The organism is Nonomuraea fuscirosea (genome assembly GCF_035917475.1).
In the GTDB taxonomy this organism is placed as follows: domain Bacteria; phylum Actinomycetota; class Actinomycetes; order Streptosporangiales; family Streptosporangiaceae; genus Nonomuraea; species Nonomuraea fuscirosea.
In genome coordinates, this window is the sequence record NZ_CP109074.1 from 7,012,107 (window position 1) to 7,035,455 (window position 23,349).

General features: G+C 73.3%; 20 protein-coding genes and 1 pseudogene. 14 read left to right on the forward strand and 7 right to left on the reverse strand.

Annotated features, from left to right (window positions below; all coding sequences use genetic code 11):
- Positions 1-131: 131 nt before the first annotated feature.
- Positions 132-1,130: an NAD-dependent epimerase/dehydratase family protein gene (locus OIE67_RS32055; protein WP_326627465.1), complete on the forward strand. Its 999-nt coding sequence runs from the start codon at positions 132-134 to the stop codon at positions 1,128-1,130.
- A 313-nt stretch (positions 1,131-1,443) separates the two neighbouring features.
- On the opposite strand, the gene OIE67_RS32060 is transcribed toward OIE67_RS32055, so the two are convergent.
- Positions 1,444-1,638 (reverse strand): hypothetical protein, encoded by a 195-nt coding sequence (locus OIE67_RS32060; protein WP_326627467.1) that lies wholly within the window; start codon positions 1,636-1,638, stop codon positions 1,444-1,446.
- Between the two features lie 311 nt (positions 1,639-1,949).
- On the opposite strand from OIE67_RS32060, the gene OIE67_RS32065 reads away from it, so the two are divergent.
- A complete protein-coding gene (locus tag OIE67_RS32065) occupies positions 1,950-2,897 on the forward strand; it encodes an iron-containing redox enzyme family protein (protein WP_326627468.1) in 948 nt (315 codons plus the stop codon).
- A gap of 7 nt (positions 2,898-2,904) precedes the next feature.
- A pseudogene (locus tag OIE67_RS32070) lies at positions 2,905-3,108 on the forward strand (hypothetical protein); the annotation flags it as partial.
- On the opposite strand, the gene OIE67_RS32075 reads toward OIE67_RS32070, so the two are convergent.
- Complete coding sequence (locus tag OIE67_RS32075; RefSeq protein WP_326627470.1) at positions 3,072-4,220, reverse strand: glycosyltransferase; 1,149 nt, start codon at positions 4,218-4,220, stop codon at positions 3,072-3,074. The pseudogene OIE67_RS32070 and the gene OIE67_RS32075 overlap by 37 nt on opposite strands.
- 189 nt (positions 4,221-4,409) lie before the next feature.
- On the opposite strand from OIE67_RS32075, the gene OIE67_RS32080 reads away from it, so the two are divergent.
- Together OIE67_RS32080 and OIE67_RS32085 are read left to right on the forward strand one after the other, a co-directional pair.
- On the forward strand, positions 4,410-5,207 hold the full coding sequence (locus tag OIE67_RS32080; protein ID WP_326627471.1) for an isocitrate lyase/PEP mutase family protein: 798 nt from the start codon (positions 4,410-4,412) through the stop codon (positions 5,205-5,207).
- Between the two features lie 92 nt (positions 5,208-5,299).
- A complete protein-coding gene (locus OIE67_RS32085; protein WP_326627472.1) occupies positions 5,300-6,907 on the forward strand; it encodes an amidohydrolase in 1,608 nt (535 codons plus the stop codon).
- A 166-nt stretch (positions 6,908-7,073) separates the two neighbouring features.
- Here the strand turns inward: OIE67_RS32085 and OIE67_RS32090 are convergent, their stop codons facing one another.
- Positions 7,074-8,624, reverse strand: coding sequence for an MDR family MFS transporter (locus OIE67_RS32090; protein WP_326645526.1), 1,551 nt, complete (start codon positions 8,622-8,624; stop codon positions 7,074-7,076).
- Positions 8,625-8,775: 151 nt separating this feature from the next.
- On the opposite strand from OIE67_RS32090, the gene OIE67_RS32095 reads away from it, so the two are divergent.
- On the forward strand, positions 8,776-9,357 hold the full coding sequence (locus OIE67_RS32095; RefSeq protein WP_326627474.1) for a TetR/AcrR family transcriptional regulator: 582 nt from the start codon (positions 8,776-8,778) through the stop codon (positions 9,355-9,357).
- Between the two features lie 119 nt (positions 9,358-9,476).
- Complete coding sequence (locus OIE67_RS32100) at positions 9,477-10,259, forward strand: class II aldolase/adducin family protein (protein ID WP_326627476.1); 783 nt, start codon at positions 9,477-9,479, stop codon at positions 10,257-10,259.
- 117 nt (positions 10,260-10,376) lie between these two features.
- Here the strand turns inward: OIE67_RS32100 and OIE67_RS32105 are convergent, their stop codons facing one another.
- Positions 10,377-11,693 carry an FG-GAP repeat domain-containing protein gene (locus OIE67_RS32105; RefSeq protein WP_326627478.1) on the reverse strand — a complete coding sequence of 439 codons (1,317 nt, stop codon included), beginning with the start codon at positions 11,691-11,693 and terminating at the stop codon, positions 10,377-10,379.
- A 168-nt stretch (positions 11,694-11,861) separates the two neighbouring features.
- A complete protein-coding gene (locus OIE67_RS32110; protein WP_326627479.1) occupies positions 11,862-12,761 on the reverse strand; it encodes a CHRD domain-containing protein in 900 nt (299 codons plus the stop codon).
- 144 nt (positions 12,762-12,905) lie between these two features.
- On the opposite strand from OIE67_RS32110, the gene OIE67_RS32115 reads away from it, so the two are divergent.
- The 4 genes from OIE67_RS32115 to OIE67_RS32130 all read left to right on the forward strand — a co-directional run bounded on the left by OIE67_RS32115 (position 12,906) and on the right by OIE67_RS32130 (position 17,183).
- Complete coding sequence (locus OIE67_RS32115) at positions 12,906-13,049, forward strand: hypothetical protein (RefSeq protein ID WP_181307945.1); 144 nt, start codon at positions 12,906-12,908, stop codon at positions 13,047-13,049.
- A 215-nt stretch (positions 13,050-13,264) separates the two neighbouring features.
- Positions 13,265-14,101 (forward strand): ABC transporter ATP-binding protein, encoded by an 837-nt coding sequence (locus OIE67_RS32120; RefSeq protein ID WP_326627482.1) that lies wholly within the window; start codon positions 13,265-13,267, stop codon positions 14,099-14,101.
- 11 nt (positions 14,102-14,112) lie between these two features.
- On the forward strand, positions 14,113-15,105 hold the full coding sequence (locus OIE67_RS32125) for an ABC transporter substrate-binding protein (protein WP_326627484.1): 993 nt from the start codon (positions 14,113-14,115) through the stop codon (positions 15,103-15,105).
- Positions 15,102-17,183, forward strand: a complete 2,082-nt coding sequence (locus OIE67_RS32130; RefSeq protein ID WP_326627486.1) for an iron ABC transporter permease — start codon at positions 15,102-15,104, stop codon at positions 17,181-17,183. The genes OIE67_RS32125 and OIE67_RS32130 overlap by 4 nt, the downstream gene beginning before the upstream one ends.
- 17 nt (positions 17,184-17,200) lie before the next feature.
- On the opposite strand, the gene OIE67_RS32135 is transcribed toward OIE67_RS32130, so the two are convergent.
- The gene (locus tag OIE67_RS32135) at positions 17,201-18,028 is read right to left on the reverse strand and encodes an alpha/beta fold hydrolase (protein ID WP_326627488.1); all 828 of its coding nucleotides are present in this window, start codon (positions 18,026-18,028) and stop codon (positions 17,201-17,203) included.
- A 178-nt stretch (positions 18,029-18,206) separates the two neighbouring features.
- Between OIE67_RS32135 and OIE67_RS32140 the strand changes: the two genes are divergently transcribed.
- Positions 18,207-18,710 carry a hypothetical protein gene (locus OIE67_RS32140; protein ID WP_326627489.1) on the forward strand — a complete coding sequence of 168 codons (504 nt, stop codon included), beginning with the start codon at positions 18,207-18,209 and terminating at the stop codon, positions 18,708-18,710.
- Positions 18,707-19,297, forward strand: coding sequence for a hypothetical protein (locus OIE67_RS32145; protein ID WP_326627490.1), 591 nt, complete (start codon positions 18,707-18,709; stop codon positions 19,295-19,297). Before OIE67_RS32140 ends, OIE67_RS32145 begins: the two co-directional genes overlap by 4 nt.
- Before the next feature lie 57 nt (positions 19,298-19,354).
- Here OIE67_RS32145 and OIE67_RS32150 read toward each other — a convergent pair whose 3' ends face one another.
- Positions 19,355-19,975 (reverse strand): SDR family oxidoreductase, encoded by a 621-nt coding sequence (locus OIE67_RS32150; protein ID WP_326627493.1) that lies wholly within the window; start codon positions 19,973-19,975, stop codon positions 19,355-19,357.
- Between the two features lie 157 nt (positions 19,976-20,132).
- Between OIE67_RS32150 and OIE67_RS32155 the strand changes: the two genes are divergently transcribed.
- On the forward strand, positions 20,133-23,210 hold the full coding sequence (locus tag OIE67_RS32155) for a helix-turn-helix transcriptional regulator (RefSeq protein ID WP_326627494.1): 3,078 nt from the start codon (positions 20,133-20,135) through the stop codon (positions 23,208-23,210).
- Positions 23,211-23,349 lie beyond the last annotated feature (139 nt).

Here is a 23,349-nt window from a genome sequence, read left to right on the forward strand (position 1 = left end):
GTCGCCGGGCTTGGCTCGTTCCCGAGGCCGGCCTGCCGCCCTCATCGCCGCCGTCCGCTCCGCCTCACGCGAGGTTACGCCGCCTGCGAACCTCGCCCGCAGCTCGTCGTCGCAGGTGATTGAGTGCTCGCATGAACGTACTCATTCTTGGCGGGACGGCTTGGCTCGGGCGCGAGGTGGCGCGGCAGGCGGCCGGGCGTGGTCACGCGGTGACGTGCCTGGCGCGCGGCGAGAGCGGTCCCGTGGCCGGCGGCACGACGCTGGTGACGGCGGACCGGCGGGCCGCGGACGCGTATGAGCAGGTGCGGCGCCAGGACTGGGACGCGGTCGTGGAGGTGTCGTGGCAGCCGGGCCTGGTGCGCGGCGCCTTGGCGGCCCTCGGTGAGCGGGCGAAGCACTGGGTCTACGTGTCCTCCGTCAGCGCCTATGCCGATCACGGGGTGCCCGGTGCCGACGAGTCCTCGCCGCTGCTGGAGCCGACCGACGTCGACGAGGCCGACAGGGAGCTCTACGGCGAGGCGAAGGCCGCCTGCGAGCTGGCCTCGGCCGAGGTTCTGGGCGACCGGCTGCTCATCGCGCGGGCCGGGCTGATCGGCGGGCCCGGCGACCACAGCGGGCGCTCCGGCTACTGGGTGGCGCGGGCCGCCCGCGACCCGCACGCGCCGCTGCTGGTGCCCGACTCCGCCGGCATCCCCACCCAGGTGATCGACGCTCGTGACCTGGCCGCCTGGCTGCTCGACTGCGCCGAGACCGGCACCACCGGCACGTACAACACGGTCGGGCCGCAGGTGCCCTTCGGCGAGTGGATCGAGCTGTGCCGCACCATCGGCGGGCACACCGGCCCGGTGGTCACCGCCGATCCGGCGTGGCTGCTCGAGCAGGGCGTCGCCGAGTACATGGGGCCTGAGTCGCTGCCGATGTGGCTGGTCGAGCAGGGTTGGGAGGGCTGGTCGTCCCGTTCCGGCCAGGCCGCACTGTCCGCCGGCCTCCGCCACCGCCCCCGGGCCGACCTGCTCACCGACCTGCTGGCGTGGGAGCGGGAGGAGGGGCTCGACCGGGACCGGCGGGCTGGGCTCAGCGCGGGGCGGGAGCGGGAGTTGCTCACCCTCCTCGGCGACACGGCACTCTAGGTAGCGGGAAGCGGGAAGCGGAGTCCCGTCCGGGACGGGCGCCTCTGTGCTGGTCGGCCGTTTCTCCGCTGTCGGCGGTCCATCAAGCGCTCCTCGTCTGCTCAACGAGTCCGCCTGGCTCGCCGCTGCCGCTCAGCGCCCCGCTTGGCGTGTGCGTCTCGTCTGCGCAGGTCAACGACGTGCGGGGTGCGGTTTCCCGCGTGCGGCTGGGGGCAGTGGCGAGGTCGAGGAGGTGCCTGTGACTGCAGCCGACCATGCGCGGGCCCGCGGCCACCGGCAGCCGTGTGCCCACGGGCGGCACGGTGACTTGGGGCTACCCGGCGACTTCGGGCGACACTGTGACCTGGGCCGGCACCCTGACCCAGGCCGGCACCGCCGCCCAGGCCCGCGCCGTGACCCCGGCCGACACGGGGGCTTCTGGCAACGCCGTCAACCGGCGCAACGCTGTCTGCTCGGGCAGCTCGGGCAGCTTGGGCGGTTTGGGCGACGTTGTGAGTTCGTGCGGCACCGCCTTGATGGCGGGTGGGTGGGTGATGGCGGCGTGTGGGGTCGTCGGGTGGCCCGTGGGAGGGTGTGGTGAGACTGCCTGCACCGCGTGGTCCGCTCACCTCGTTGCTGTTCGAGTGGCTGGCTCACCCGCCGGAGGCGTACCCGTACCGGGCGAACGGGCGGGCGGGTCAGGGGCGGTTCACGGATCACCAGCATCCGCGAGCGCCGCATGGGCACCTCAGCGAACGGCGGCCGGCGGCCGATGGGCGGTCGGCGCATGCGTACGCGCACCTCGCCGCAGGGCATGGGGCGGAAGGGTGGCCTTCGCCGTTGCTCGTCGGCCATAGTGGTCTGGGGGATGACGACTTCCAGTTGGCCCTGTTCGTCTGCTATGAGCTGCACTATCAGGGCTTCGAGGACGTGGACGACCGCTGGGAGTGGCATCCGTGGCTGCTGGCCGCGCGGGCCGTACTGGAGGAGCGGTTCGAGGAGGCGCTGGGTCGGGCCGTGGCCCGGCCGTCGCTGGACGGGCCGAAAGGGGTGCGGCGGGCGCTCAACGAGCTGACCGCCGACGACGCAGGACCTTCCGTGTCCACGTTCCTGGCTCGTCACGCCGATCTCGGACAGTTCCGGGAGTTCGTCGTGCATCGGTCGATCTACCACCTGAAGGAGGCCGACCCGCACACCTGGGCGATCCCGCGCCTGCGTGGCGCGGCGAAGGCGGCGCTGGTGGAGATCCAGGCCGACGAGTACGGCGGCGGCCGGCCGGAACGCATGCACTCCGAGCTGTTCCGCGCCACCATGCGCGGCCTCGGCCTGGACGACTCCTACGGCGCCTACCTCGGGCAGGTGCCGGGCGTCACGCTGGCCGTCTCGAACGCCATGTCCCTGTTCGGCCTGCACCGGCGCCTGCGCGGCGCGCTCGCCGGGCACCTGGCCGCGCTGGAGATGACCTCCTCCCTGCCCAATCGCCGCTACGCGACCGGTCTGCGCAGGCTCGGCGGCGACGATGACGCCGCCCGCTTCTACGACGAGCACGTGCAGGCCGACGCGGTGCACGAGCAGATCGCCGCCCATGACCTGTGCACGAACCTGGCCGCCGGTGAACCCGCGCTCGCGCGGGACATCCTTTACGGAGCCGCGTGCGCCCTGGAGCTGGAGCGCCTGTGGGCGGGGCACGTCCTCGGCCGGTGGGAACGGGGGGTCACCTCCCTCGTCGAGGCACCGGCCGCGAAGGTGCCCGCGCGGGAGGGATGCGATGCCGCCTCGAAACGATGACGCCGCGATGGAGAGGGACGGTGCGGCGGTGGACGACCATGGCGCCGCACCAGGTCCGGAGCCGCACGGGGAGACGAAGGCGAAGCCGGGCACGGAGGCGGGTTCCGGGGTGGTGACGGTGACGACGTGTGAGGACGGGCCGCTGCTGGTGCGGGGGGCGTTCGAGCTGGTGACTCAGGACGGTGAGTCCATTCCGGCCGGGCGGGCCACGGTCGCGTTGTGCCGGTGCGGGTTGTCGTCGGTGAAGCCGTTCTGCGACGGGTCGCACAAGGCGGCGGGGTTCAAGGCGGCGAGCGAGCCCGACCTGCCGGCCTGACCCGGCGACCGGCCCACGTGCTGGGTCGGCTGCTGGTCGAGCCTTTGGGCCCGCTGTCCGCGCAGGTCCCGGCGCAGCCGGCGGACGGAGTGGGCCGCGCGGCTGAGTTTCCGGCCCGCGTACGGCACTCCGCCGCGTACGGAGGCGGCCAGGGCGAGCCAGCTGCACGTCGCCCGTTCCAGCACCCAGATCGGGGCGCACAGTGCGGCGGCGGCGGGGAAGACGTGCCTGCCTCCGGCTCGGCGGCGGCCGGTTTCGGCCAGGGCCACGGTGAGCGCGGCGCCCGCGGCCAGGGCGGCGTATCTCCGGCGCAGCAGGCACGCGGCCACGGCGGGGAGCACGGCCAGGAACATCGCCATGCGGACGGGCTGGGCCAGGTCGTCGTACGCCTGCCGGACCCGCTGGTCCCAGAAGCGGGCGGCGTCGGGGGGCAGGCGGCGCACGTAGAGGTCGAGCGGGCGGAGCTCCCTGCCGCCGTGAGCCCGGACGGTGCGGATGAGCTCAAGGTTCTCGAACAGGACGTCGCCGTCGTACCCGCCGCCCATCCGTTCGACGAAGGAGCGGCGCAGGCCGAACGTCCCGGGATAGTCGGCGCCGACGCAGCGGTTGAGCAGCGTGCGGGCGGTGTCCCAGAGGGCGTGCCAGGGCAGGTGGGTGAAGTGGTTCTGGGGGCGGACGAGGTCGGCGCCGGCGAGGAGGGCGTCCATCCTGGCGAGGGTGTGCCGGTCGTACCGTACGTCGTCGTCGGCGATGATCACGTGCTCGGCGCGGGCCAGGCGCAGGCCGGTGATGACGCCGTTGACCTTGCCGTTGGCGAAGCGGAGGTCGGGCGCGGGGCGTACGTGCTCAGCGAGGCCGCGCCAGGCGGCGGCGTGCCGTTCGAACAGCGGCGGGGCGGAGCCGTCGACGACGATGACCCGCACGTGCCGGCGGAGGGAGCCGAGGTAGGCGGTCAGCTCGTCGAGGCCGGAGTCGTCCGCCCAGCGCAGCGGCAGCACGTAGTCCACATCGCCGCGCCTGCCCGCCGGGAGTGCCGCTAAACGGCCGGTTGAAATAGGTGTTTCGGACCGCCCCGATCATGGTCACGATATCCGAACATCCTGATGGTTGGTCATGTCCGAAAATCGCTGGTCCGGCGTCGCGGGGGCTGCGATGCTGCTCGCCGGCGACGCTGATCTCTTCGGAAGGACCTGATCGTGACCTCCACTTCGATCGACCACGCGGCCCGGTTCCGCGCCCTGCACCAGGGTGCCGTCCTCGTGCTGCCCAATGCCTGGGACGCGGCCTCGGCCGCCCTCGTCGAGGCCGCGGGAGCCCGGGCCGTCGCGACGACGAGCGCCGGCGTCTCGTGGGCGAACGGCGCCCCCGACGGCTCAGGGCTGGGACGGGAGGCGATGGTCGCCGCGGTCGCGCGGATCGTGGCGGCGGTGCGCGTACCGGTCACCGCGGACATCGAGGGCGGGTACGGCGACGTCGCCGGCACCGTGCGCGCGGTGATCCAGGCCGGCGCGGTCGGCATCAACCTGGAGGACTCCCCCGGCTCTCCCCTGCTTCCGGCCGGCGAGCAGGCCGAGCGCATCGCCGCCGCCCGGGCCGCCGCCGAGGCGGAGGGCGTGGACCTGTTCGTCAACGCCCGCACCGACGTCTACCTGGCGGGTGTTCCGGGGGATCAGGCGGCCGAGGTGGAGGAGCGGGCGCGGGTCTACGCCGAGGCGGGGGCGGACGGGCTGTTCGTGCCCGGGCTGCTCGACCAGGACGTCATCGCCCGTCTGGCCAAGGGGCCGCTGCCGCTGAACGTGATGGCCGGCCCGGGAGCGCCGCCGGTGGCCGAGCTGGCGGCGGCCGGGGTGGCCAGGGTGAGCGTGGGCTCGGCGATCGCCCAGTCCGCGTACGCGGTCGCCGCCAGGGCCGCGGCCGAACTGCTGGCGGGCGGCACGTACGAGACGCTCGCGGACGCCCTCGCCTACGGCGCGCTGAACGACGCCCTGCGCTGACCCGCCGGCCCACCACGCTCGACCCTGAGCGGGCTTTTGCAGGGGGTTGATCGGGGGCACGACCCTCCGGAGGGCTGCGAGCTGGAGGTTCGATGCGTCTGGACACGCTGTTCGTCAACGGCCGGTTCACCACCCTGGATCCGGACCGGCCGTACGCCAGCCGCCTCGGCGTGTTCGGCGGCCGGGTCGCCGGGCTGGACGACGAGCTCGACGGCGTGGGCGCGGACGTGGTCGTGGACCTGGGCGGGGCGCCGGTGGTGCCGGGGTTCAACGACGCCCACCATCATCTGAGCCTGCGCGGCCAGCGGATGCGTGAGCTGGACCTGCGGGTGGCCACCCTGGACGAGTTGTACGCGCGGGTGGCCGAGCGCGCCGCCACGCTGCCCGAGGGCGCATGGGTGCGCGGCGGCGGCTACGACCAGTACAAGCTGGGCGCCCACCCCGACCGCGAGGCCCTGGACCGGGCGGCGGGCGGCCGGCCGGTCTGGGTCCAGCACACCTCGTGCCACATGGGCGTGGCGAGCACGGCGGCGTTCGCGCTCATGGGGTTCCCCGCGCTGGAGGACGTGCCCGACGTGCCGGGCGGTGCGGTGAGCCGCGACGAGCGCGGGCTGCCGGACGGGCTGCTGGCCGAGCAGGCCCAGGAGCTGGCCCTGCGGCTGCTGCGGCCCCTGGCGCACGAGGAGTTCGTCGCGGGCATCGCGCTGGCCTCTCGGGCCGCCGCCGCCGAGGGCCTGACCAGCTTCACCGAGCCGGGCGTCGGTCTGGGCCTGGCGGGCAACGGACCCTGGGACATCGCGGACTTCCAGGACGCCGTGCACCGCGGCCTGCTCCTGCAGCGCGCCACGCTCATGCCGGGCTCGGCCAATCTGCACGCCGTGGAGGCCAGGTTCGGGCTGGATCTGGGCGTACGCACCGGCCTCGGCGACGAGTGGCTGCGGATCGGCCCGGTGAAGCTGTTCTCGGACGGCTCGCTGATCGGCAGGACGGCCGCCATGTGCCACGACTACGAGGGCGAGCCGGGCAACCGGGGCTTCCTCCAGGAGGAGGAGACGGCGCTGCGTACGTTCATCCTGCACGCCCACGGCTCGGGCTGGCAGGTGGCCACGCACGCCATCGGCGACGCGGCCGTGGACGTGGTGCTGGACGCCTACGCCGAGGCCCAGGCGCGGCATCCGCGCCCCGGCGCGAGACACCGCATCGAGCACTGCGGCCTGACCACCGACGCGCAGGTGGCCAGGATCGCCGAGCTCGGCGTCATCCCGGTCCCGCAGGGCCGGTTCGTGACGGAGCTCGGTGACGGGATGCTGGCGGCGCTGGGCCGGGACCGGATCCGCGGCTGCTACCGGCAGCGCTCGTTCCTGGAGGCGGGGATCGTGCTGCCGGGCAGCTCCGACTGCCCGGTGGTCGAGGGCGCGCCGCTGCTCGGCATCCACGACCTGGTCAACCAGACGACCGCGGCCGGGGAGCCGTTCAACCCGGACGAGGCGCTGACCGTGGAGCAGGCGTTGCGGGCGTACACGACGGGGTCGGCGTACGCGGTGCGCGAGGAGGAGCGCAAGGGCACGCTGGCCCACGGCATGCTGGCGGACTTCGCGGTGCTCTCCGACGACCTGCTCGCGACCGGCCAGAAGCGGATCGGGGACATCGTGGTGATCGCCACGGTCGTGGGCGGCCGGCTGGTGCACGACGTGCGGTGACGGCGGTAGAGCCTGAACCGCCTCGGCGGCGAACCTGGAGGATCCACGCGAACGGGGCCGGACATCGTCCGGGCGCCGCCCGGCGGCCGTACGCGAAACCGGTGGACAGACGGAAGGCCGCCTTCCCGCGGGCGAAGCGGGGAGGCGGCCTTCCGGGCCCCATGGTCTAGGCGGTGGTGCCGGCGACCTCCGGCTTCGGCGCCGGCCCCGGCTCCGCGATGTCCAGGCTGTCGCGGAGCTGGGCGGGCTTGAGGAAGATCGCGGCGATGAGCCCGACGACGGCGATGGCCGCCGAGACGAGGAAGATGTGCCCCGTGGCGTCGCCGTAGGCGGCCCGGACGATCTCCTTGATGGGCTCGGGCAGGGCCGCGATGTTCAGGCTGCCGCCGGCCGCCGCGGCGTCCCCCGTGACCGGGATGCCCGCCTTGGCCAGGCCCTCGCTGATGTTGGTCGCGACCTGACCGGCCAGGATGGCGCCGAGCACCGAGACGCCGACGGTGCCGCCGAGCGAGCGGAAGAAGGTGACCGCGCCGCTGGCCGCGCCGATCTCGCGCAGCGGGACCGTATTCTGGATGACCAGGACGAGGTTCTGCATGGACATGCCGACGCCGACGCCCACGAAGAGCATGTACGCCGAGACCAGCACGAGCGGGGTCTCGTGGTCGATGGTGGCCAGACCGGCGAAACCCGCCAGCAGGACGATCAGTCCGGCCAGGATGTACGGCTTCGTCCGGCCGCTCTTGGAGACCATCCGGCCACTGATGGTCGAGGAGAACAGCACGCCGACCATCATGGGGATGGTCAGCAGGCCGGCGGTGGTGGGCCCGTACCCGCGGCCGATCTGGAAGTACTGACCGAGGAAGACCGAGCCGCCGAACATGGCCATGCCGACCGCGAGGCTGGCCAGGATGGCCAGCGCGGGGGTGCGGCGGCTGATGACGTGCAGCGGGACGACCGGTTCCTTGACCACGGACTCGACGAAGACGGCCGCGACGAGCAGCAGCACGCCGCCGCCCGCCATCACGGCGGTCTGCCAGGAGAGCCAGTCGAAGGAGTTGCCGACGAACGTGACCCAGATGAGCAGGACGCTGACGCCCGCGGCGATGAGGGTCGCGCCCCAGTAGTCGATGCTCACGTCGGTGCGGCGCACCGTCGGCATGTTCAGCGTCTTGGCCAGCATCGCGAAGGCGGCGACGGTGAACGGCACGGCGATGAAGAAGCACCAGCGCCAGCCGAGCCACGAGGTGTCGGCGATGAGGCCGCCGAGCAGCGGACCGCCGACCGTGGCCACGGCCATGACGGCGCCGAGGTAGCCGTTGTACCGGCCGCGCTCCTTCGGCGGGATCATGGCGGCGATCACGACCTGCGTGAGGATCTGCAGCGCGCCCATGCCCAGGCCCTGGATCGCCCGAAAGGCGATGAGCTGGCCGGTGTTCTGGGCGAAGCCGCAGGCCAGCGAGCTGACCATGAAGATGACGATGGCGATCTGGAGCAGCAGCTTCTTGTTGAACAGGTCGGCGAGCTTGCCCCAGATGGGCGTCGAGGCGGTCGAGGCCAGCAGGGATGCGGTGACGACCCAGGTGTACTGCGACTGGCTGCCCTCAAGGGCGCCGATGATCTGCGGCAGCGCGACCGAGACGATGGTGGCGCTGATCATGGCGACGAACAGGACGAGGAGCAGGCCGCTGAGGGCTTCGAGGATCTGGCGGTGGGTCATCGGCTCCGCCGCCGCGGACGGCACTGCCGGCTGGGCACTCACACGCAACCTCCGATCAAGGGGAAAGGGATGCAACCTGGACACCTTACATGCTCATGTGGCAACTTTGCGCATTGAGCATTTATTCCCCTTGGGTAAGCTTGGACACATCATGGGCATGACAGGGCTGCGCGAGCGCAAGAAGGCCGAGACGAGGCAGGCGGTGCACGAGGCCGCGCTGCGGCTCACCGTCGAGCACGGCCTGGAGAACGTCACCGTCGAGGCCATCGCCGACGCCGCCAACATCTCCCGCCGTACGTTCTCGAACTACTTCGACGGCAAGGAGGACGCGCTGCTGTACGGCGAGTCGCAACGCCTCGGCACGCTGGTCCGGCGGGTACGCGAGCAGCCGCCCGACCGGTCCGCCTGGCGGGCGCTGCGCGGCGCGCTGGACAGCCTGCACGAGGAGAGCGACGTCGCCGACCGCGCGCAGCACGTGCGCGCCCGGCTGGCCATGAACCACCCCTCCTTGATGGCCCGGCAGCTGGCCTACCGGATCCGGCTGGAGCAGGAGCTCAGCGCGGCGGTGGCCGGGCGGGAGCAGGCGGGCGACGCGGGCCCCGAGCTGCTCACCGCCGCGTTCCTGACCGCGCTGCGGGTCGCCGCCCAGTGGTGGTGCGCCGAGCAGGAGACCCGGTCGTTGCACCAGCTGAGTGTCCTGGCCCTCGACCAGATCGCCCAGCCGTTCACCTGACCCTGGCGGGCCGACTTGAGCGGAGGCCGGTGCGCCGCCGTGCCGTATGGCTCGTGGGAACGCTTCTGGGACACACTGAGCAGACCGGTCGTACGCCACTCCTCACCGCTGGAGCGTCCATGAACCTGGAACCGATCCCCACCGACCAGCTCGCCTTCCGGATGCCGCCCACTTTCGACGACGTGGCGGACGAGCGGCGTCACCGGCAGGAACGCCTGGTGGCGGCGCTGCGCCTGTTCGGCAGGTTCGGCTTCGAGGAGGGCGTCGCCGGGCACATCACCGCCCGCGACCCCGAGCACCTGGACCACTTCTGGGTCAATCCGTTCGGCATGAGCTTCAAGCACATCAGGGTCAGTGACCTGATCCTGGTCAACCACCAGGGGCAGGTGGTGCACGGCGGCCACCACGTCAACCAGGCCGCGTTCGCGATCCACTCGATGGTGCACCAGGCCCGTCCCGACGCGGTCGCCGCCGCCCACTCCCACTCCGTGCACGGCAAGGCGCTGTCGTCCCTCGGCGTCCTGCTCGAACCGCTCACCCAGGACGCCTGCGCCTTCTACGAGGACCACGGGCTGTTCGACGACTACACCGGCGTGGTGCTGGACGTCGAGGAGGGCCGCCGGATCGCCCGGGCGCTCGGCTCGCACAAGGCCGTCATCCTGCGCAACCACGGCCTGCTGACCGTGGGCGGCTCGGTGGACGCGGCGGCCTGGTGGTTCATCACCATGGAACGCTCGTGCCAGGCGCAGCTGCTGGCCAAGGCGGCCGGGCCGACGGTCTCCATCGAGCATGATCAGGCCAAGCTGACGCACGGGCAGATCGGCGGCGACTTCGCCGGCTGGCTCAACTTCCAGCCGCTGTACGACCAGATCGTCCGCTCCGACCCGGACCTGTTCGACTGACCAGAGCTGGTCGATCGGCAGGGTCCGTCGGGGCTGACAAAGTCTGTCCGACCGGCAGGGCCTGTCCGACCGGCAGGGCCTGCTTGCCCGGCAGGGCGTGACTGTCCTGCCGGGCGGCTAGCGGGACGGCAGGGTGGTCAGGGTCTTCCTGCCGTCCGTCACGATGATCAGGAAGTCGTCCGCGCCGGAGGCCAGGGCGAGCTCGTCGTCCCCGTCGCCGTCGTAGTCGCCCGCCGCCAGCGGCCTGGACCCGGCCGCCGCGGCGAGCCGCCCGCCCGCGCGCAGGCCGCCCGCCGCGCCCCAGAAGGTCAGGATCGGCCGGGACCCGCCGCCGAAGGCGAGGTCGTCGCGGCCGTCGCCGTCGAAGTCGCCCGACACCGCCCGGCCCGCGGTGCCCTTGAACGTGCCGGTGCGCCCGCCGCCGTAGTAGACGGTCAGGGTCCGGTCGACGGAGGGCGCCTCGCTCTCGTAGCCGGGCTCGTCGTTGCGGCTGCCGTCGTCGCCGACGGCCACGTCTCTGGAGCCGTCGCCGTCGAAGTCGCCGAACGCCGCCGACATCCCCTTGTTGAGCTTGCGCCCCTGCTTGGCGGGCCCGCCGCGGCCGGGGGTGAGCAGCCAGCCGGAGGTCTGCTCGCCGTCGTCGCCCTCGTACACGAGCAGGGCGGTGGCGTGACCGGCGCCGATCCGGTCCACGCTCATCCGCCAGAACTCCGAGCCGGTCGGGGACGGCTGGACGCTCCGCCTGCGCGGGGCGCCGTCGCGGGCGAAGGGCCCGTACAGGACGGCCAGGTTCGTGTCGGAGGCGCCCGGCGCCGGCGGGCTGGACATGGCCACGTCGGCGGCGCCGTCACCGTCGAAGTCACCGGCGACGGCGCGGTAGTTGCCCACGTCGCCGGCCACGGGAAGCGGCACCGGGGTCGGCGTCGCCGTGGCCGCGATGCCGCGCGGGCCGCCCCAGAAGATGTGCGGGCCCATCCGGTGCTCGCCGCCGCCCGGCCGGCCGTACGCGAGGACGTCGCCGAAACCGTCGCCGTCGAGATCGGCCCTGATGCCGTCGTCGATCAGCCAGGGGTCGAACGTCTTGGACGTGATGAGCGTGCGCCTGCGGGGGTCGAGGCCCTGAGGCGAGCCGTGGACGATGGACAGGTAGCGCCGGTCCTCGCGCGGCAGATCGACCTGGACGACCAGGTCGGAGCGGCCGTCACCGTCGATGTCGTCGGCGCGCCGCGCATCCGGCGAGGTGGGCGGCGCACCTGGTGAGGTGGGCGGCGCATCCGGCGAGGTGGGCGGGGCATCCGGGGAGACGGGCGGCGCGGACGTCGCCGGGGTGGAGGTGGCGGGCGCCGGAGTGGCCGGCGGGCGCGGCGTCGTCCCGGGGCCGCACGCGGTGACCAGCAGGGCCAGCACCGGCCAGATCATCACCTTACGCGGCACGACCACAGCGTAGCCGCCGTCCCGCCGCCGCGCCCTGCGCACGCGGCACGCCGCGACCCTGCCCCGCCCAGGCGCGCCCGTTCACGAAACGCCGGAGCGCCGCCCCGCCCGCACGAAACGCCGGAGCGCCGCCGCGCCTCGTTCACCCGCACGCGGCGGAGCCGCGGCTCACCAGTCGCCGCGGTAGAGCTGGCCGCGGATCGCGCCGCCGGGGAACGCGGCGGTGTGCAGGTTCACGTACCAGTTCTTCGGGTTGTTCCAGATGCGGCGCGAGGTCGCGCGGTCGGTCTTCACGCTGCCGGCCACACCGTTGACGCTGGGGGGCAGGCCCTTGTCGGCCGCGAAGAAGGGCACCACCACGGGCCCGTTCTTGCCCTTGGGGGCGCGGTGGATGTGCGCCCCGATCGGCGCGCCGACCCGCTTCCAGGCGGAGGCGAACCACACTCGGTCGCCTTCCGGCTGCACCAGCCATCCGGCGCGGCCGTTGTGGTCGCCGACCTTCATGCCGGGCGCGGGCACCTCCTGCCGGCCGTTGGCCTGCGTGGTGAGCGTCTTGCCGAAGCCGTGCGACAGCACCGACTCCAGCTCGACCGGGCGGATCCGGTACAGCTGGCCGCGTACGGCCCCGCCGCCGAAGTCGGCGTTGTGCAGGTTGGCGTACCAGTTGCGCGGGTTGGAGAGGATGCGGCGCAGCAGGTGACCGTCCTTGACCAGGACCGTGCCCTTGACGGCGTGCAGGGAGGCGGGCAGTGCCTGGCCGATGAACGGGATCCTGACGTCGCCGTTCTCACCGGCCCGGCCCCGGTGGATGTGGAAGCCGCTGGGCGCGTTCACCTTGCTCCAGCGGACGGCGTAGTCGACCCGGTTGCCGTGGATCCGGAACACGGCGAGGGCGCCGCCGTCCGGGTCGCCGACCTTGGTCCCCTGGGCGGGCACCTCGTTGTCGCCGTCGAGCGAGGCGGCCAGGTAGATGGGGGTGACGGCCTGCGCGGACACGGGGCTGAGCGCGGTCGCGATCAGTGCCGTGGCGGCGGTCAGGCCGGTAAGGACGAGGGTGCGCTTGGTCATGGTTACCCTTTCGGTGCTCTCTGGGCCTGGTACGGCTGCCTGGCTCGCCGGGTTCAACCACCCCCTGTGACCGGGGCGGCTTCCCGGAGCGCCGGAAGGGCGGGGCAGGGCTAGGCGGCGCCGCGGCGGGCAGAGACCTCAGGTATGAACGTCCCGCTCGTGCTGGCCGTCGTCGCGCTGTTCGCCGGCGTCGTCGTGGCCCTCAGTCAGAAGGCGTGGCCGGTCGCCCTGCTGTGCGCCGCCCTGATCCTGGCCGCCCTGTCGGACGCCGGGGTGATCGCCGGCTGAGGCGCGTCGGTCATCCATGGTTTGCGCAGGTTGACCATTTCTCGAACCGGAGCGTTCATATGCGGGTGGTTTCTGGCTCAGTCGTCGCCGCCTTGGTCGCCGGACCCCGTTCCTTCGCCGCCACCGCGCCGATCCACGGGTGCTTCGTGGAGGAGCGAGCATTGATCGGGACCCCGGCATGGCGGATTTGGCAAGGGTAGCCTAACCTTATCCCCATGACCGAGGAGATCTCTCTCCGCGGCGCGGAGCTATCCCTCAGTTACCACGGCACCACCGTGGTCGAGGACGGTCGCATCACCTTGCGGCCCGGCCACGTGACCGCCCTGGTGGGCCCGAACGGCAGCGGCAAGTCCACGCTGCTGCGCGCGCTCGCGCGACTGCACCGCCCCGACGGCGGCACCGTGACACTGGCCGACGGCACGAGCGCGCTCGGCCTGTCGGCCCGTGACTTCGCCCGGCGGGTGACGCTCCTGGCGCAGAGCCGTCCCACGCCGGGCGGCGTCCAGGTGCGCGACGTCGTCGGGTACGGGCGCCACCCGTACCGGCGCCGCTGGAAGGCCGGTGACCCCGACGGCGCCGCCGCCGTCGCCAGGGCGATGGAGCTGACCGGCGTCACCACCATGGCGGAGCGGCCCGTGGACGAGCTGTCGGGAGGCGAGCTGCAGCGCGTGTGGCTGGCCACCTGCCTGGCCCAGGACACCGGCGTCCTGCTGCTCGACGAGCCCACCACGTTCCTCGACCTGCGTTACCAGGTGGAGCTGCTCGAACTGATCCGCGATCTGGCCGACGAGCACGGCGTGGCGATCGGCGTCGTCCTGCACGACCTCAACCAGGCCGCCGAGATCGCCGACCACGTCGTCCTGCTGCACCAGGGGCGCGTCCGCGCGGACGGGCCGCCCGCCCTGGTCCTCACCGAGGACCTGCTCACCGCCGCGTACGGCATCCGCATCGAGGTCAGCGCCGACCCGGTCACCGGAACCGTCATCACCCGGCCGATCGGCCGGCACAACACCAGCGGACGCCAGGACGCCGGCGTCTCCGCCACGACATGACAGGAAGCACCATGCGCAGAGCCTTGACGGCTGCCCTGACCACCGCCGCCGCCATGGTCGTTCTCGCCGCGTGCGGCACGACCGAGGCCCCCGTACCGGAGCAGGCCGCCGCGAGTGGCTCGCCGTCCGCCACCGCCACCCCCGTGACCGTCACCGACAGCCGCGGCAAGCAGGTCACGTTCGAGCGCCCGGCCACGCGGGTGATCAGCCTGGAGTGGGGCGAGACCGAGATGCTGGCCGGTCTCGGCGTCATGCCGGTCGGGGCGGCCGACGTGAAGGGCTACGCCACCTGGGACACCGCCGTCAAGCTCGACTCCTCGGTCAAGGACGTCGGCGACCGGCAGGAGCCCAGCATCGACTCCATCAGCGCCCTGCAGCCCGACCTGGTCCTGATGGAGTCCGACGACGCCGGGCTGATCGACCAGCTGGAGAAGTTCGTACCGGTGCTGGTGGCCAAGGGCAGCGACGCCGGCGACAACCTCAAGCGCATGCGCGACGACCTCAACATGATCGCCTCGGCCGTCGGCAAGACCGACGTGGCCACCAAGCAGATCGCGGACTTCGAGGCGGCCCTGGCCGCCGGCAAGCAGCAGATCGAGGCCGCGGGCGGGGGCGGCAAGCCGTTCGTCATGGCCGACGGCTGGAAGCAGGGCAGCACGATCTCCGTCCGCCTGTTCGGCAAGGGCGCGCTCGTCTCCGACGTGGCCGAGCAGCTCGGGCTCAAGAACGGCTGGAGCGGCAAGGTCGACAAGGACTGGGGCCTCGGCACCACCGACGTCGAGGGCCTGAGCGTGCTCAAGGACCCCGATCTGCGCTTCTTCTACAGCGCCTCCGACGGCGTGGACGTGTTCACCGACGGGCTGCAGGACAACGCCATCTGGAAGTCGCTGCCGTTCGTCGAGAAGAAGCAGGTCGTCAAGCTGCCTGACGGGATCTGGACCTTCGGCGGGCCGCTGTCCTGCCGGCAGTTCGCCGACGCGCTGGTGAAGGCGTACACGGGTTGAGCACGGACGTCCTGACCCCGGCGGCGCCGCCCGACACCCCGCTGCGGCGGATCGGCGCCGCCGGGGTCGCCCTTCTCACTCTGGCGGCCACCGTGCTGGTGGCCGCCGTGCACGTGACGCAGGGCACCTCGTCGATCGGCGCGCTCGACCTGCTGGCCCTGCCGTTCGGCGGCAGCGACGAGGCCGCCCGCGTGCTGCTGGCCTCCCGGCTGCCCCGGCTGCTGGCCGGCGTCTGCGTCGGGCTCGCGCTGGGCGTGGCGGGCTCGCTGCTGCAGACGATCGCCCGCAACGCGATGGCCTCGCCGGACACGCTGGCCGTCAGCGCGGGCGCGTACCTGGCGGTGGCCGCCGCCGCGGCGTTCGGGCTGGTGCTGCCGGTGCCGGTGTCCGGCGGGCTGGCCCTGTTCGGCGGGCTGGCCGCGGCGGCCCTGGTGATGGCGCTGTCGGCGGGCGGGCGCAGCGGGACCACCCGGCTGATCCTGGCCGGTTCGGCCACCGCGCTGGCGCTCTCCTCGATGACGAACCTGGTCATGATCCTGTTCCAGCAGGAGACGGTCGGGCTCTTCGCCTGGGGCAGCGGCTCGCTCGTGCAGAGCGACCTGAACGCCGTCACCCAGCTCGGCCCGGTGATCCTGGCGGTGCTGGGCGCCGCGATGCTGGCCGGGCCCCGGCTGGACATCCTCGGGCTGGGCGACGACACCGCCACCGTGCTCGGCGTGAACGTCCGGCGGCTGCGGCTCTGGCTGACCGTGCTGGCGGTGCTGCTGTCGGCGGCGGCGGTGACGATCGCCGGGCCGATCGGCTTCGTCGGGCTGTGCGCGCCGGTGATCGTGCGGCTGCTGCCCAGGTCCATCCCGGCGCTGCACCGCAACCGCACCATGCTCCCCCTGTCCGGGCTGGCGGGTGTGCTCATCGTGCTCGCCTCCGACATCCTGCTGCGCGCGGTGCTCGGCGCGCAGGCCGGGGTCGAGGTGCCGCCCGGCGTGGTCACCACGGTCATCGGCGCGATCGTCATGGTGTGGCTGGCCCGCCGTTACCGCGACGCGGGCCCCACCAGGCGGCCCCCGGCCGTGCGCACCGGCGCGGGCCGCTCGCGGGCGGCGTTCCTCACCGTGGCCGGCGTGTGCGCGGTGCTGCTGGCGGGCGCGCTCGTCCTCGGCCTGCTCGGCGGGGACCGCTGGCTGCTCACCGGCGACGTCGCCAACTGGCTGCAGGCCCGCAGCGGGCGGGCCCTGACCTTCGTGCTCGACCAGCGCTGGCCGCGTGTGCTGGCCGCCGCCCTGGCGGGCGCCGCGCTGGCCGTGGCGGGCGCGGCCGTGCAGGCCGTGTGCCGCAACCCGCTGGCCGAGCCGGGCGTGCTGGGCGTCACCGCCGGAGCCGGGGTCGGCGCGATCGGGCTGATCACGCTGGCGCCGATGGCCGGGATCTGGATGATGTCCGCGACCGCGGGCCTCGGCGCGCTGCTCGCCTTCGCCCTCGTGTACGGGCTGGCCTGGCGCGGCGGGCTGAGCTCCGACCGGCTGGTGCTGATCGGCCTGGCCGTGCAGGCCGCGTGCACGGCGATCACCATCCTGATCATCGTGCGGTCCGACCCGTGGAACACCGCCAAGGCCCTGACGTGGCTGTCCGGCTCCACGTACGGCCGGGTGCCGGCCCAGCTCATCCCCGTCACGCTGGCGCTGCTGATCGTGCTGCCGCTGCTGGTCTGGCTGCGCCGGGACCTCGACCTGCTCTCCCTCGACGAGGACACGCCGCGCGTCCTGGGCGTGCCCCTGGAGCCGGTACGCCTCGGCGCGCTGGCCGGGGCCGTGCTGCTCACCTCGACGGCGGTGTCGGCGGTCGGCGTCATCGGCTTCGTCGGCCTGGTCGCCCCGCACGCCGCCCGCGCCCTGGTCGGGGCCCACCACACCCGGCTGCTGCCGGTGGCCGCGCTGCTCGGCGCCCTGCTGGTGAGCCTGGCCGACACGCTCGGGCGTACCGTGATCGCGCCCGCGCAGGTGCCGGCGGGGCTGGTGACGGCGCTGATCGGCACGCCGTACTTCATCTACCTGCTGTGGCGGGCGCGCGCCTCCGCCTGAGCCCCCTTCACGGGGGCTCAGGTCCGCAGGAACTCCAGCAGGTCGGCGTTGAAGCGCTCCTTGGTGCCCGGCACGTTGGCCAGCCCGTGGGAGCCGCCCTCGTACACCTTGTACGTGCACGTGGGGATGATCTTCGATGACTTGGCCCCGGCCGCCGCGATGGGCACCACCTGGTCGTCGTCCCCGTGCACGACCAGCGTCGGGATGTCGAACTTCTTCAGGTCCTCGGTGAAGTCGGTGTAGCCGAACGCGTCCACGCAGCGCACCGCCGCCTGGATGTTCTCCTGCATCGCCATGAGCCAGAAGGCGTCCTTGTTGCCCTGGGTCACCCGGTTGCCGGGGCGGTTCGCGCCGAAGAAGGTCTCCGCGGTGTCGCGCCAGAACTGCGAGCGCTCGGCGATGATGCCCTCCTTGATGGAGTCGAACACCGTGTCGGGCGTGCCCTCGGGGTTGTCCGCCGACTTGACCATGACCGGCGGGATCGCCGCCAGCAGCACCGCCTTGCTCACCCGGCCGGTGCCGTGCCTGCCGATGTAGCGGGCCAGCTCGCCCCCGCCCATCGAGTGGGCGACCAGCACGACGTCCCGCAGGTCCAGCTGGGTGATCAGGTCGTTGAGGTCGTCGGCGAAGGTGTCGAAGTCGTAGCCGTCCCAGGGCTGGGAGGAGCGGCCGTGGCCGCGGCGGTCGTGCGCGATGCCGCGGAAGCGGTTGTCGGCGACCATCTTCATCTGGTCGTCCCACGCGTCGGCGTTCAGCGGCCAGCCATGACAGAAGACCACCGGAGTGCCGGTGCCCCAATCCTTGTAGAAGATCTCGTTGCCGTCCCGCGTGGTGACGTAAGGCATGATCGTGCTCCCCATGCTCGATGGTCGTGCCCTGTCCACGAGCGCGATACCCACCCCCGCACGAACGCCTACCGCGTGTCTCCCAAAATCGGGTATTCACCCCTTTGCCGGACCGCTGCGCCTGGCCTTGGCCGGGCTATACGATCTTGCCCATCCGTACGCCGACCCGAGGAGCCACGTGGGCTTATTTCCTGAGACGAACCAGTGGGAGCTGCTGACCGCCGCCGGGCTGCGCGGCGACTTCCAGGCCGCCTGGATCGAGGGCGACGACGTCGCCGCGATCGCCGCCGAGGCCGGCTGCGACCCCGGCGACACCCTCGATTGCGGCCTGACCACCGCGCTGCGCTGGCACGGGCTCGGCTCGCGCGCCACCGTCGCCTGGATGGGCCCGCACGCGCCCGGCTGGACGTTCGCCCTCGTGCTCGGCGAGGCGGATCCCCGCCTCGGCCTGACGGAGCGGCGCGTCTTCGACCTGTGGTACGCGCGCGAGATCGACGAGTTCTCCGGCCCCGGCGCCCTCTACGAGGAGGAAGGACTGGACGACCTCGACCTCAACGACGACGTGGGCGGCGAGGACGACCTCGAACCCCACCTGGTCGCCGTCGGGCGGATCACCGGCCGCTTCGTCGACGCCGGCTGGCTCGCCGAACGGCGGACGCTGCGCCGGGTGACGGCCTCATGACGCACGAGGCGCAGTGGCCCCTGCTCGCGGCGCGCGGGCTCGGCGACCTGTTCGCCGGGATCTGGATCGAGGGCGACCCGGACGACGTGGCCCGTCTGATGGGCGCCGACCCGGCGGCCGGCGTCGCCTGCGGGTTCGGCGAGGCGATGCGGTCGTACGAGCCGTACGCGTTCAAGGAACTGCTCTGGATCGGCGAGCACTCCCCCGGCTGGACCCACGCCATCACCATCGCGGGCCCGCCACCCCGCACCGACCTGCCGGCCGCAGACGGACGCCGGTTCGTGCGGGTGGTGTGGGACCGTCACGGCATCGGCGTGCACGACCTGTCCTACTCGGACGGGGCCACGGCCGGGGAGCTGAGCCCGAGGGACATCGCCGCACCCTGGGCCCTTCGCGAGTACGCCGCCGGCCTCCTGCCGAGCCGTCCCGGCCTGATCGACTTCTTCACGACGGGACCGGCCGAGCCGGTGGGCAGCCTGGGGCTGTGGCTGGAGAACTGGCTCGTGGTGGCGGGGCGCCTGTCGGGGCGCTTCATGGACGCCCGGTACCTGGACGCGACCCGGCTGCTGTGCCGTGTCCCCCTGTGAGCGTGCTCAGCGACCTGCGGGCCGCTTCGGGGTCGAGGGCCGCTTCCGAAGGCCGGTTCAGCGGGTCGCGGGGCGCATGGAGGGTGGGGTCAGCGTCTCGCCGGTGATGTGGGTGGCGGCGTCCGAGCACAGCCAGACGACGGCGCCGGCGACCTCGTCCGGGCCGCCCGCGGTCACCGCGTTGACCCGGATCCCCGAGCCGGCGAGCTGCCGCGCCGTCGCCCGGGTCAGGGCGATGCCGGCGGGGCCGGGCGCCAGGTTGACGATGGAGCCGCCGGTGCGCATCGAGGCGATCTCGTACCGCATCGCCAGAGCCAGCCCGCGCGCCCGATCGTCGTTCGCCGCGACGTCAGCGCGGGCGGCGCCGTGGCAGGCGGCGTCGTTGCAGGCGGCGTCGAGGCGGCCGAAGGCGCCGAGTGTCTGCTCGACCAGGCGCCGTACCGCCACCTGGTCCGTCAGATCCGTGCGGACGGCGATGGCGTGGCCGCCGGCCGCACCGATGCGCGCGGCCTGCTCCTCCAGCGGCTCCGCGTCGCCGGCCGCGAGCACCACGCTTGCTCCGGCCCTGCTCAGCGCCCAGGCCACCGCCGCGCCCGCACCCCCACCCGCGCCGGTGACGAGGACGGTACGGCCCTGGAGCGGCTCGTGTGACGCTTCGTGCACTGCCTCGTACGCCATACAGATGATCCTCACCCTCGGCTCGTCCGCTGGACTCCGGCTGGACTTCCGTTCCCGACGCTAGGAGCCGGGCCGTCGCGGCCGCATCAGTGAAATCGCCGGTCCGCCGGGCCGAAAGGCGTTGTCACCGGTGCCGGACCCTTTCTATGCTCGCCGTGTGCTGGGGAGAGACGGCGAGACCGCGCTGCTCGACTCCTTGCTGCGGCGGGCGCGCAAAGGGCGCGGTGGCGGGGTCGTCCTGCACGGGGAGCCCGGCATCGGGAAGACCGCGCTGCTGTCGTACACCGAGGAGCGGGCCACCGGTTTCCGGCTGCTGCGCGCCGTCGGCGTCGCCCCGGAGGCCGACCTTCCCTACGCGACCCTGCACCAGCTCCTGCTCCCCGCGCTCGACGCGGTGGACGAGCTGCCCGGACCGCAGGCGCAGGCCCTGAGCGTGCTGTTCGGGCAGGCGCACGGCACGCCGCCGGACCCGTTCCTGGTCGGATTATCCGCGCTGTCGCTGCTGTCGCTGTGGGCCGGCGAGCAGCCGGTGTTGTGCGTCATCGACGACGCGCACTGGGCGGACCAGCCGACGCTGAAGACGGTGGCGTTCGTCGCGCGCCGCCTGGACAACGAGCCCGTGGTGGTGGCGCTGGCCGCACGCGCCGACGAAGGGCACGACACCGACCTGCCCGCGCTGCGCCGCGTACCCCTCATGGGTCTCCAGCCCGACGCGGCCAGGGCGCTGCTGGCCGGGCGGCAGCTGAGCGACGGAGAGCAGCGCCGGCTGCTGGCCGTCACCGGCGGAAACCCGCTGGCGCTGCTCGAACTCGCCGGCCGCGAGCCGCATCCGGAAGGGGCGCAGCAGCCGCCGGCCATGACCGAGGAGCTGCAGCGCTCGTTCCTGGCCAAGGTCATGGACCGGCACGCCGCGGAGCTGCCGCTGCTCCAGCTCATCGCCGCCGACGGCTCGGGCAGCGTCGACACCGTCGAGCGGGCCGCCGCCACGCTGCGGATCCCGTCCGAGCCGCTGCACCGCGCCGAGATCGACGAGCTGCTCACGTACGACGGGACGCGGCTGGTGTTCCGGCATCCGCTGATCCGTTCCGCGATCTATCACAGCGCCTCCGTGCACCGGCGCGCGGCGATCCACCGGGCGCTCGCCGCCGCCTTCGACGGGCAGGCCGACCAGCACCGGCGCGCCTGGCACCTCGGGCAGGCGGCCGTCGGGCACGACGAGCGGGCCGCCGCCGAACTGGAACGCTCGGCCGAGCACGCCGCCCTGCGCGGCGGGCCGGCGGCGGCCATGTCCGCGCTGTCGAGGGCCGCCGAGCTCACCGCCGACGGCCCGCGCCGCGGGCGTCGACTCTGGGGCGCCGCCCTGGCCGCCGTCCAGGGCGGGCTCACCGCCGCCGCCACCGACCTGCTCGACCGTGCCGTACGCGAGCCGCACCTGGAGGAGGCCGACCGGATCGCGCTGGCGGCGGTACGGGCCATCGTGGCGGAGTTCGCCGGCTCGACCGAGGACGCGCTGGAGCTCATCAGGCCCTGGATCCCGCGCGCCCTGCGGGTCGACCGGCGGCTGTTCACCCCCACCGTCGCGATGTACGGCGACCTCGGCCTGCGCGCCAACCGGCCGGAAGCGTGGGCCGACCTGGCCGGCTGGCTCGCCGAGGTCCCCCTGGACGAGCCGGAGGACGAGGTCCTGCGCCTCCTCCACCGCCTCAGCCTCACCCGCACGGGCCACCCCCTCCGGCCACCGTCCACCGGGCGGGCGCCGATGTCCGGCGAGGCATCGCCTGACCTGGGTGGGGCGGGGGTTCACGACGGTCGTGATGGGTTCGAGGCGATCACCGATCCGGCCACGCTCACCCTGGCCGGGGGCGTTGCCCGGCAGCTCGGTGAGCACGAGCTGAGCCGGCGGCTCTACCGCGAGGCCGGGCGGCTGGCCAGGGCCGGTGGGTCGCTGGGCGGGCTGGCGTGGAACCTCGAATACCAGGCCGCCGACGAGCTCGCGCGGGGCAGGTTCGGGCTGGCCGAGGCCCATGCCGAGGAGGGCTGCCAGTTCGCCGCCGACGCCAGCCAGCCGAACACCGCCTGCCGCAACCGGGGCCTGCTGGCCCTGTGCGCCGCCCTCAGGGGACGACCGGACGCGGCGCGGCTGGCCACCGAGGTGCTGGCCGAGGCGAGCGGCCGCAAGCTGTGCGACGCGATGGCGTACGCCAGGCGGGCGCTGGGGCTGATCGAGCTGGTGGCCGGTCGGCATGGTGAGGCCGCCAGGCACTTCGAGTCGATCGGCGACTGGACCGCCGATCCCCCGCCCGACCTGGCCATGGGCGTCCTTCCCGACCTCGTCGAAGCCCTCGTACGCGCCGGCGAAATCGCCCGAGCGGCCGATGCGACGACCCGCTACGAGAAGTGGACCGGCCACACCGCCCGGCTCGAACCGATGGAAACCGGGCCCGTATCGGCGGCGGCCGGGTCCGAACCGGCGGCGACGGGAGCCGGCCTCGCGGCGGACGTGGCGGCGCTGGTGGCTCGTTGCCGGGCACTGGTCGGTGCCGATGGGGATGCGGACGGTCATTACGCCGAGGCGCTGCGCCTGCACGCGATGTCCGACTCGCCGTTCGAGTGCGCCCGTACCCAGCTACTGCGTGGTGAGCAACTGCGGCGGGATCGGCGGCGCAACGAGGCGCAGGCGCATCTGCGGGAGGCGGCCGACAGCTTCCGCCGGATGGGCGCCCGTGCCTGGGCCGAGCGGGCGGAGGGCGAGTTGCGCGCCACCGGCGAGTCGACCCGTCCCAGGGCCTCCGGGGAGCTGCCACGGGGGCGGACCGACACTCGGACGGCACGCGCGAGAGCCGCCGCTGAGACGACGGAACTGGCGGGAGCCGCCGCTGATACGGCACGCGCGAGGGTTGCCGACGGGCCGGCGCCGGAGGAGACGTCCGGGGAGGCGACGTCCACGGACGCGGCGCGAGGCCGGGTTGGTGGTGAGGTGACGCAGCGGGGTGCCACCGGCGAGTCTCGTGGTGCCGCCGGTGAATACGGGGATGCGCTGGGCATGCTCACTCCGCAGGAGTTGCGGGTCTCGCTGGCCGTCGCCGAGGGGCTGACGAACCGTGAGATCGCCGCCCGGCTGTTCCTCAGCCCGCGCACCGTGGACTACCACCTGCGCAAGGTCTTCCAGAAGGCCGGCATCGCCTCCAGGGCCGAGCTCATCCGCCTGGTCCTGGCCGAGCGCCTCGCCTCCTGACACGGCCGGACGGCTCGCCTCGTGAACAAGCGCCACGCCTCCTGACCGACCGGGCGCCACACCTCGTGAACGAGGACCGGCGACTTCACTGATTCGGCCGTGCCGCCTTGTTCTCTAACGTCGGCGACGTCACGATCCC

Coding starts and splice junctions, on each gene's coding strand:
- OIE67_RS32100 (WP_326627476.1), top strand. CDS start 9,477: ATGAACCTGGAACCGATCCCCACCGACCAGCTCGCCTTCCGGATGCCG.
- OIE67_RS32090 (WP_326645526.1), bottom strand. CDS start 8,624: ATGACCCACCGCCAGATCCTCGAAGCCCTCAGCGGCCTGCTCCTCGTC.
- OIE67_RS32145 (WP_326627490.1), top strand. CDS start 18,707: ATGACGCACGAGGCGCAGTGGCCCCTGCTCGCGGCGCGCGGGCTCGGC.
- OIE67_RS32110 (WP_326627479.1), bottom strand. CDS start 12,761: ATGACCAAGCGCACCCTCGTCCTTACCGGCCTGACCGCCGCCACGGCA.
- OIE67_RS32085 (WP_326627472.1), top strand. CDS start 5,300: ATGCGTCTGGACACGCTGTTCGTCAACGGCCGGTTCACCACCCTGGAT.
- OIE67_RS32095 (WP_326627474.1), top strand. CDS start 8,776: ATGGGCATGACAGGGCTGCGCGAGCGCAAGAAGGCCGAGACGAGGCAG.
- OIE67_RS32120 (WP_326627482.1), top strand. CDS start 13,265: ATGACCGAGGAGATCTCTCTCCGCGGCGCGGAGCTATCCCTCAGTTAC.
- OIE67_RS32115 (WP_181307945.1), top strand. CDS start 12,906: ATGAACGTCCCGCTCGTGCTGGCCGTCGTCGCGCTGTTCGCCGGCGTC.
- OIE67_RS32135 (WP_326627488.1), bottom strand. CDS start 18,028: ATGCCTTACGTCACCACGCGGGACGGCAACGAGATCTTCTACAAGGAT.
- OIE67_RS32150 (WP_326627493.1), bottom strand. CDS start 19,975: ATGGCGTACGAGGCAGTGCACGAAGCGTCACACGAGCCGCTCCAGGGC.
- OIE67_RS32055 (WP_326627465.1), top strand. CDS start 132: ATGAACGTACTCATTCTTGGCGGGACGGCTTGGCTCGGGCGCGAGGTG.
- OIE67_RS32125 (WP_326627484.1), top strand. CDS start 14,113: ATGCGCAGAGCCTTGACGGCTGCCCTGACCACCGCCGCCGCCATGGTC.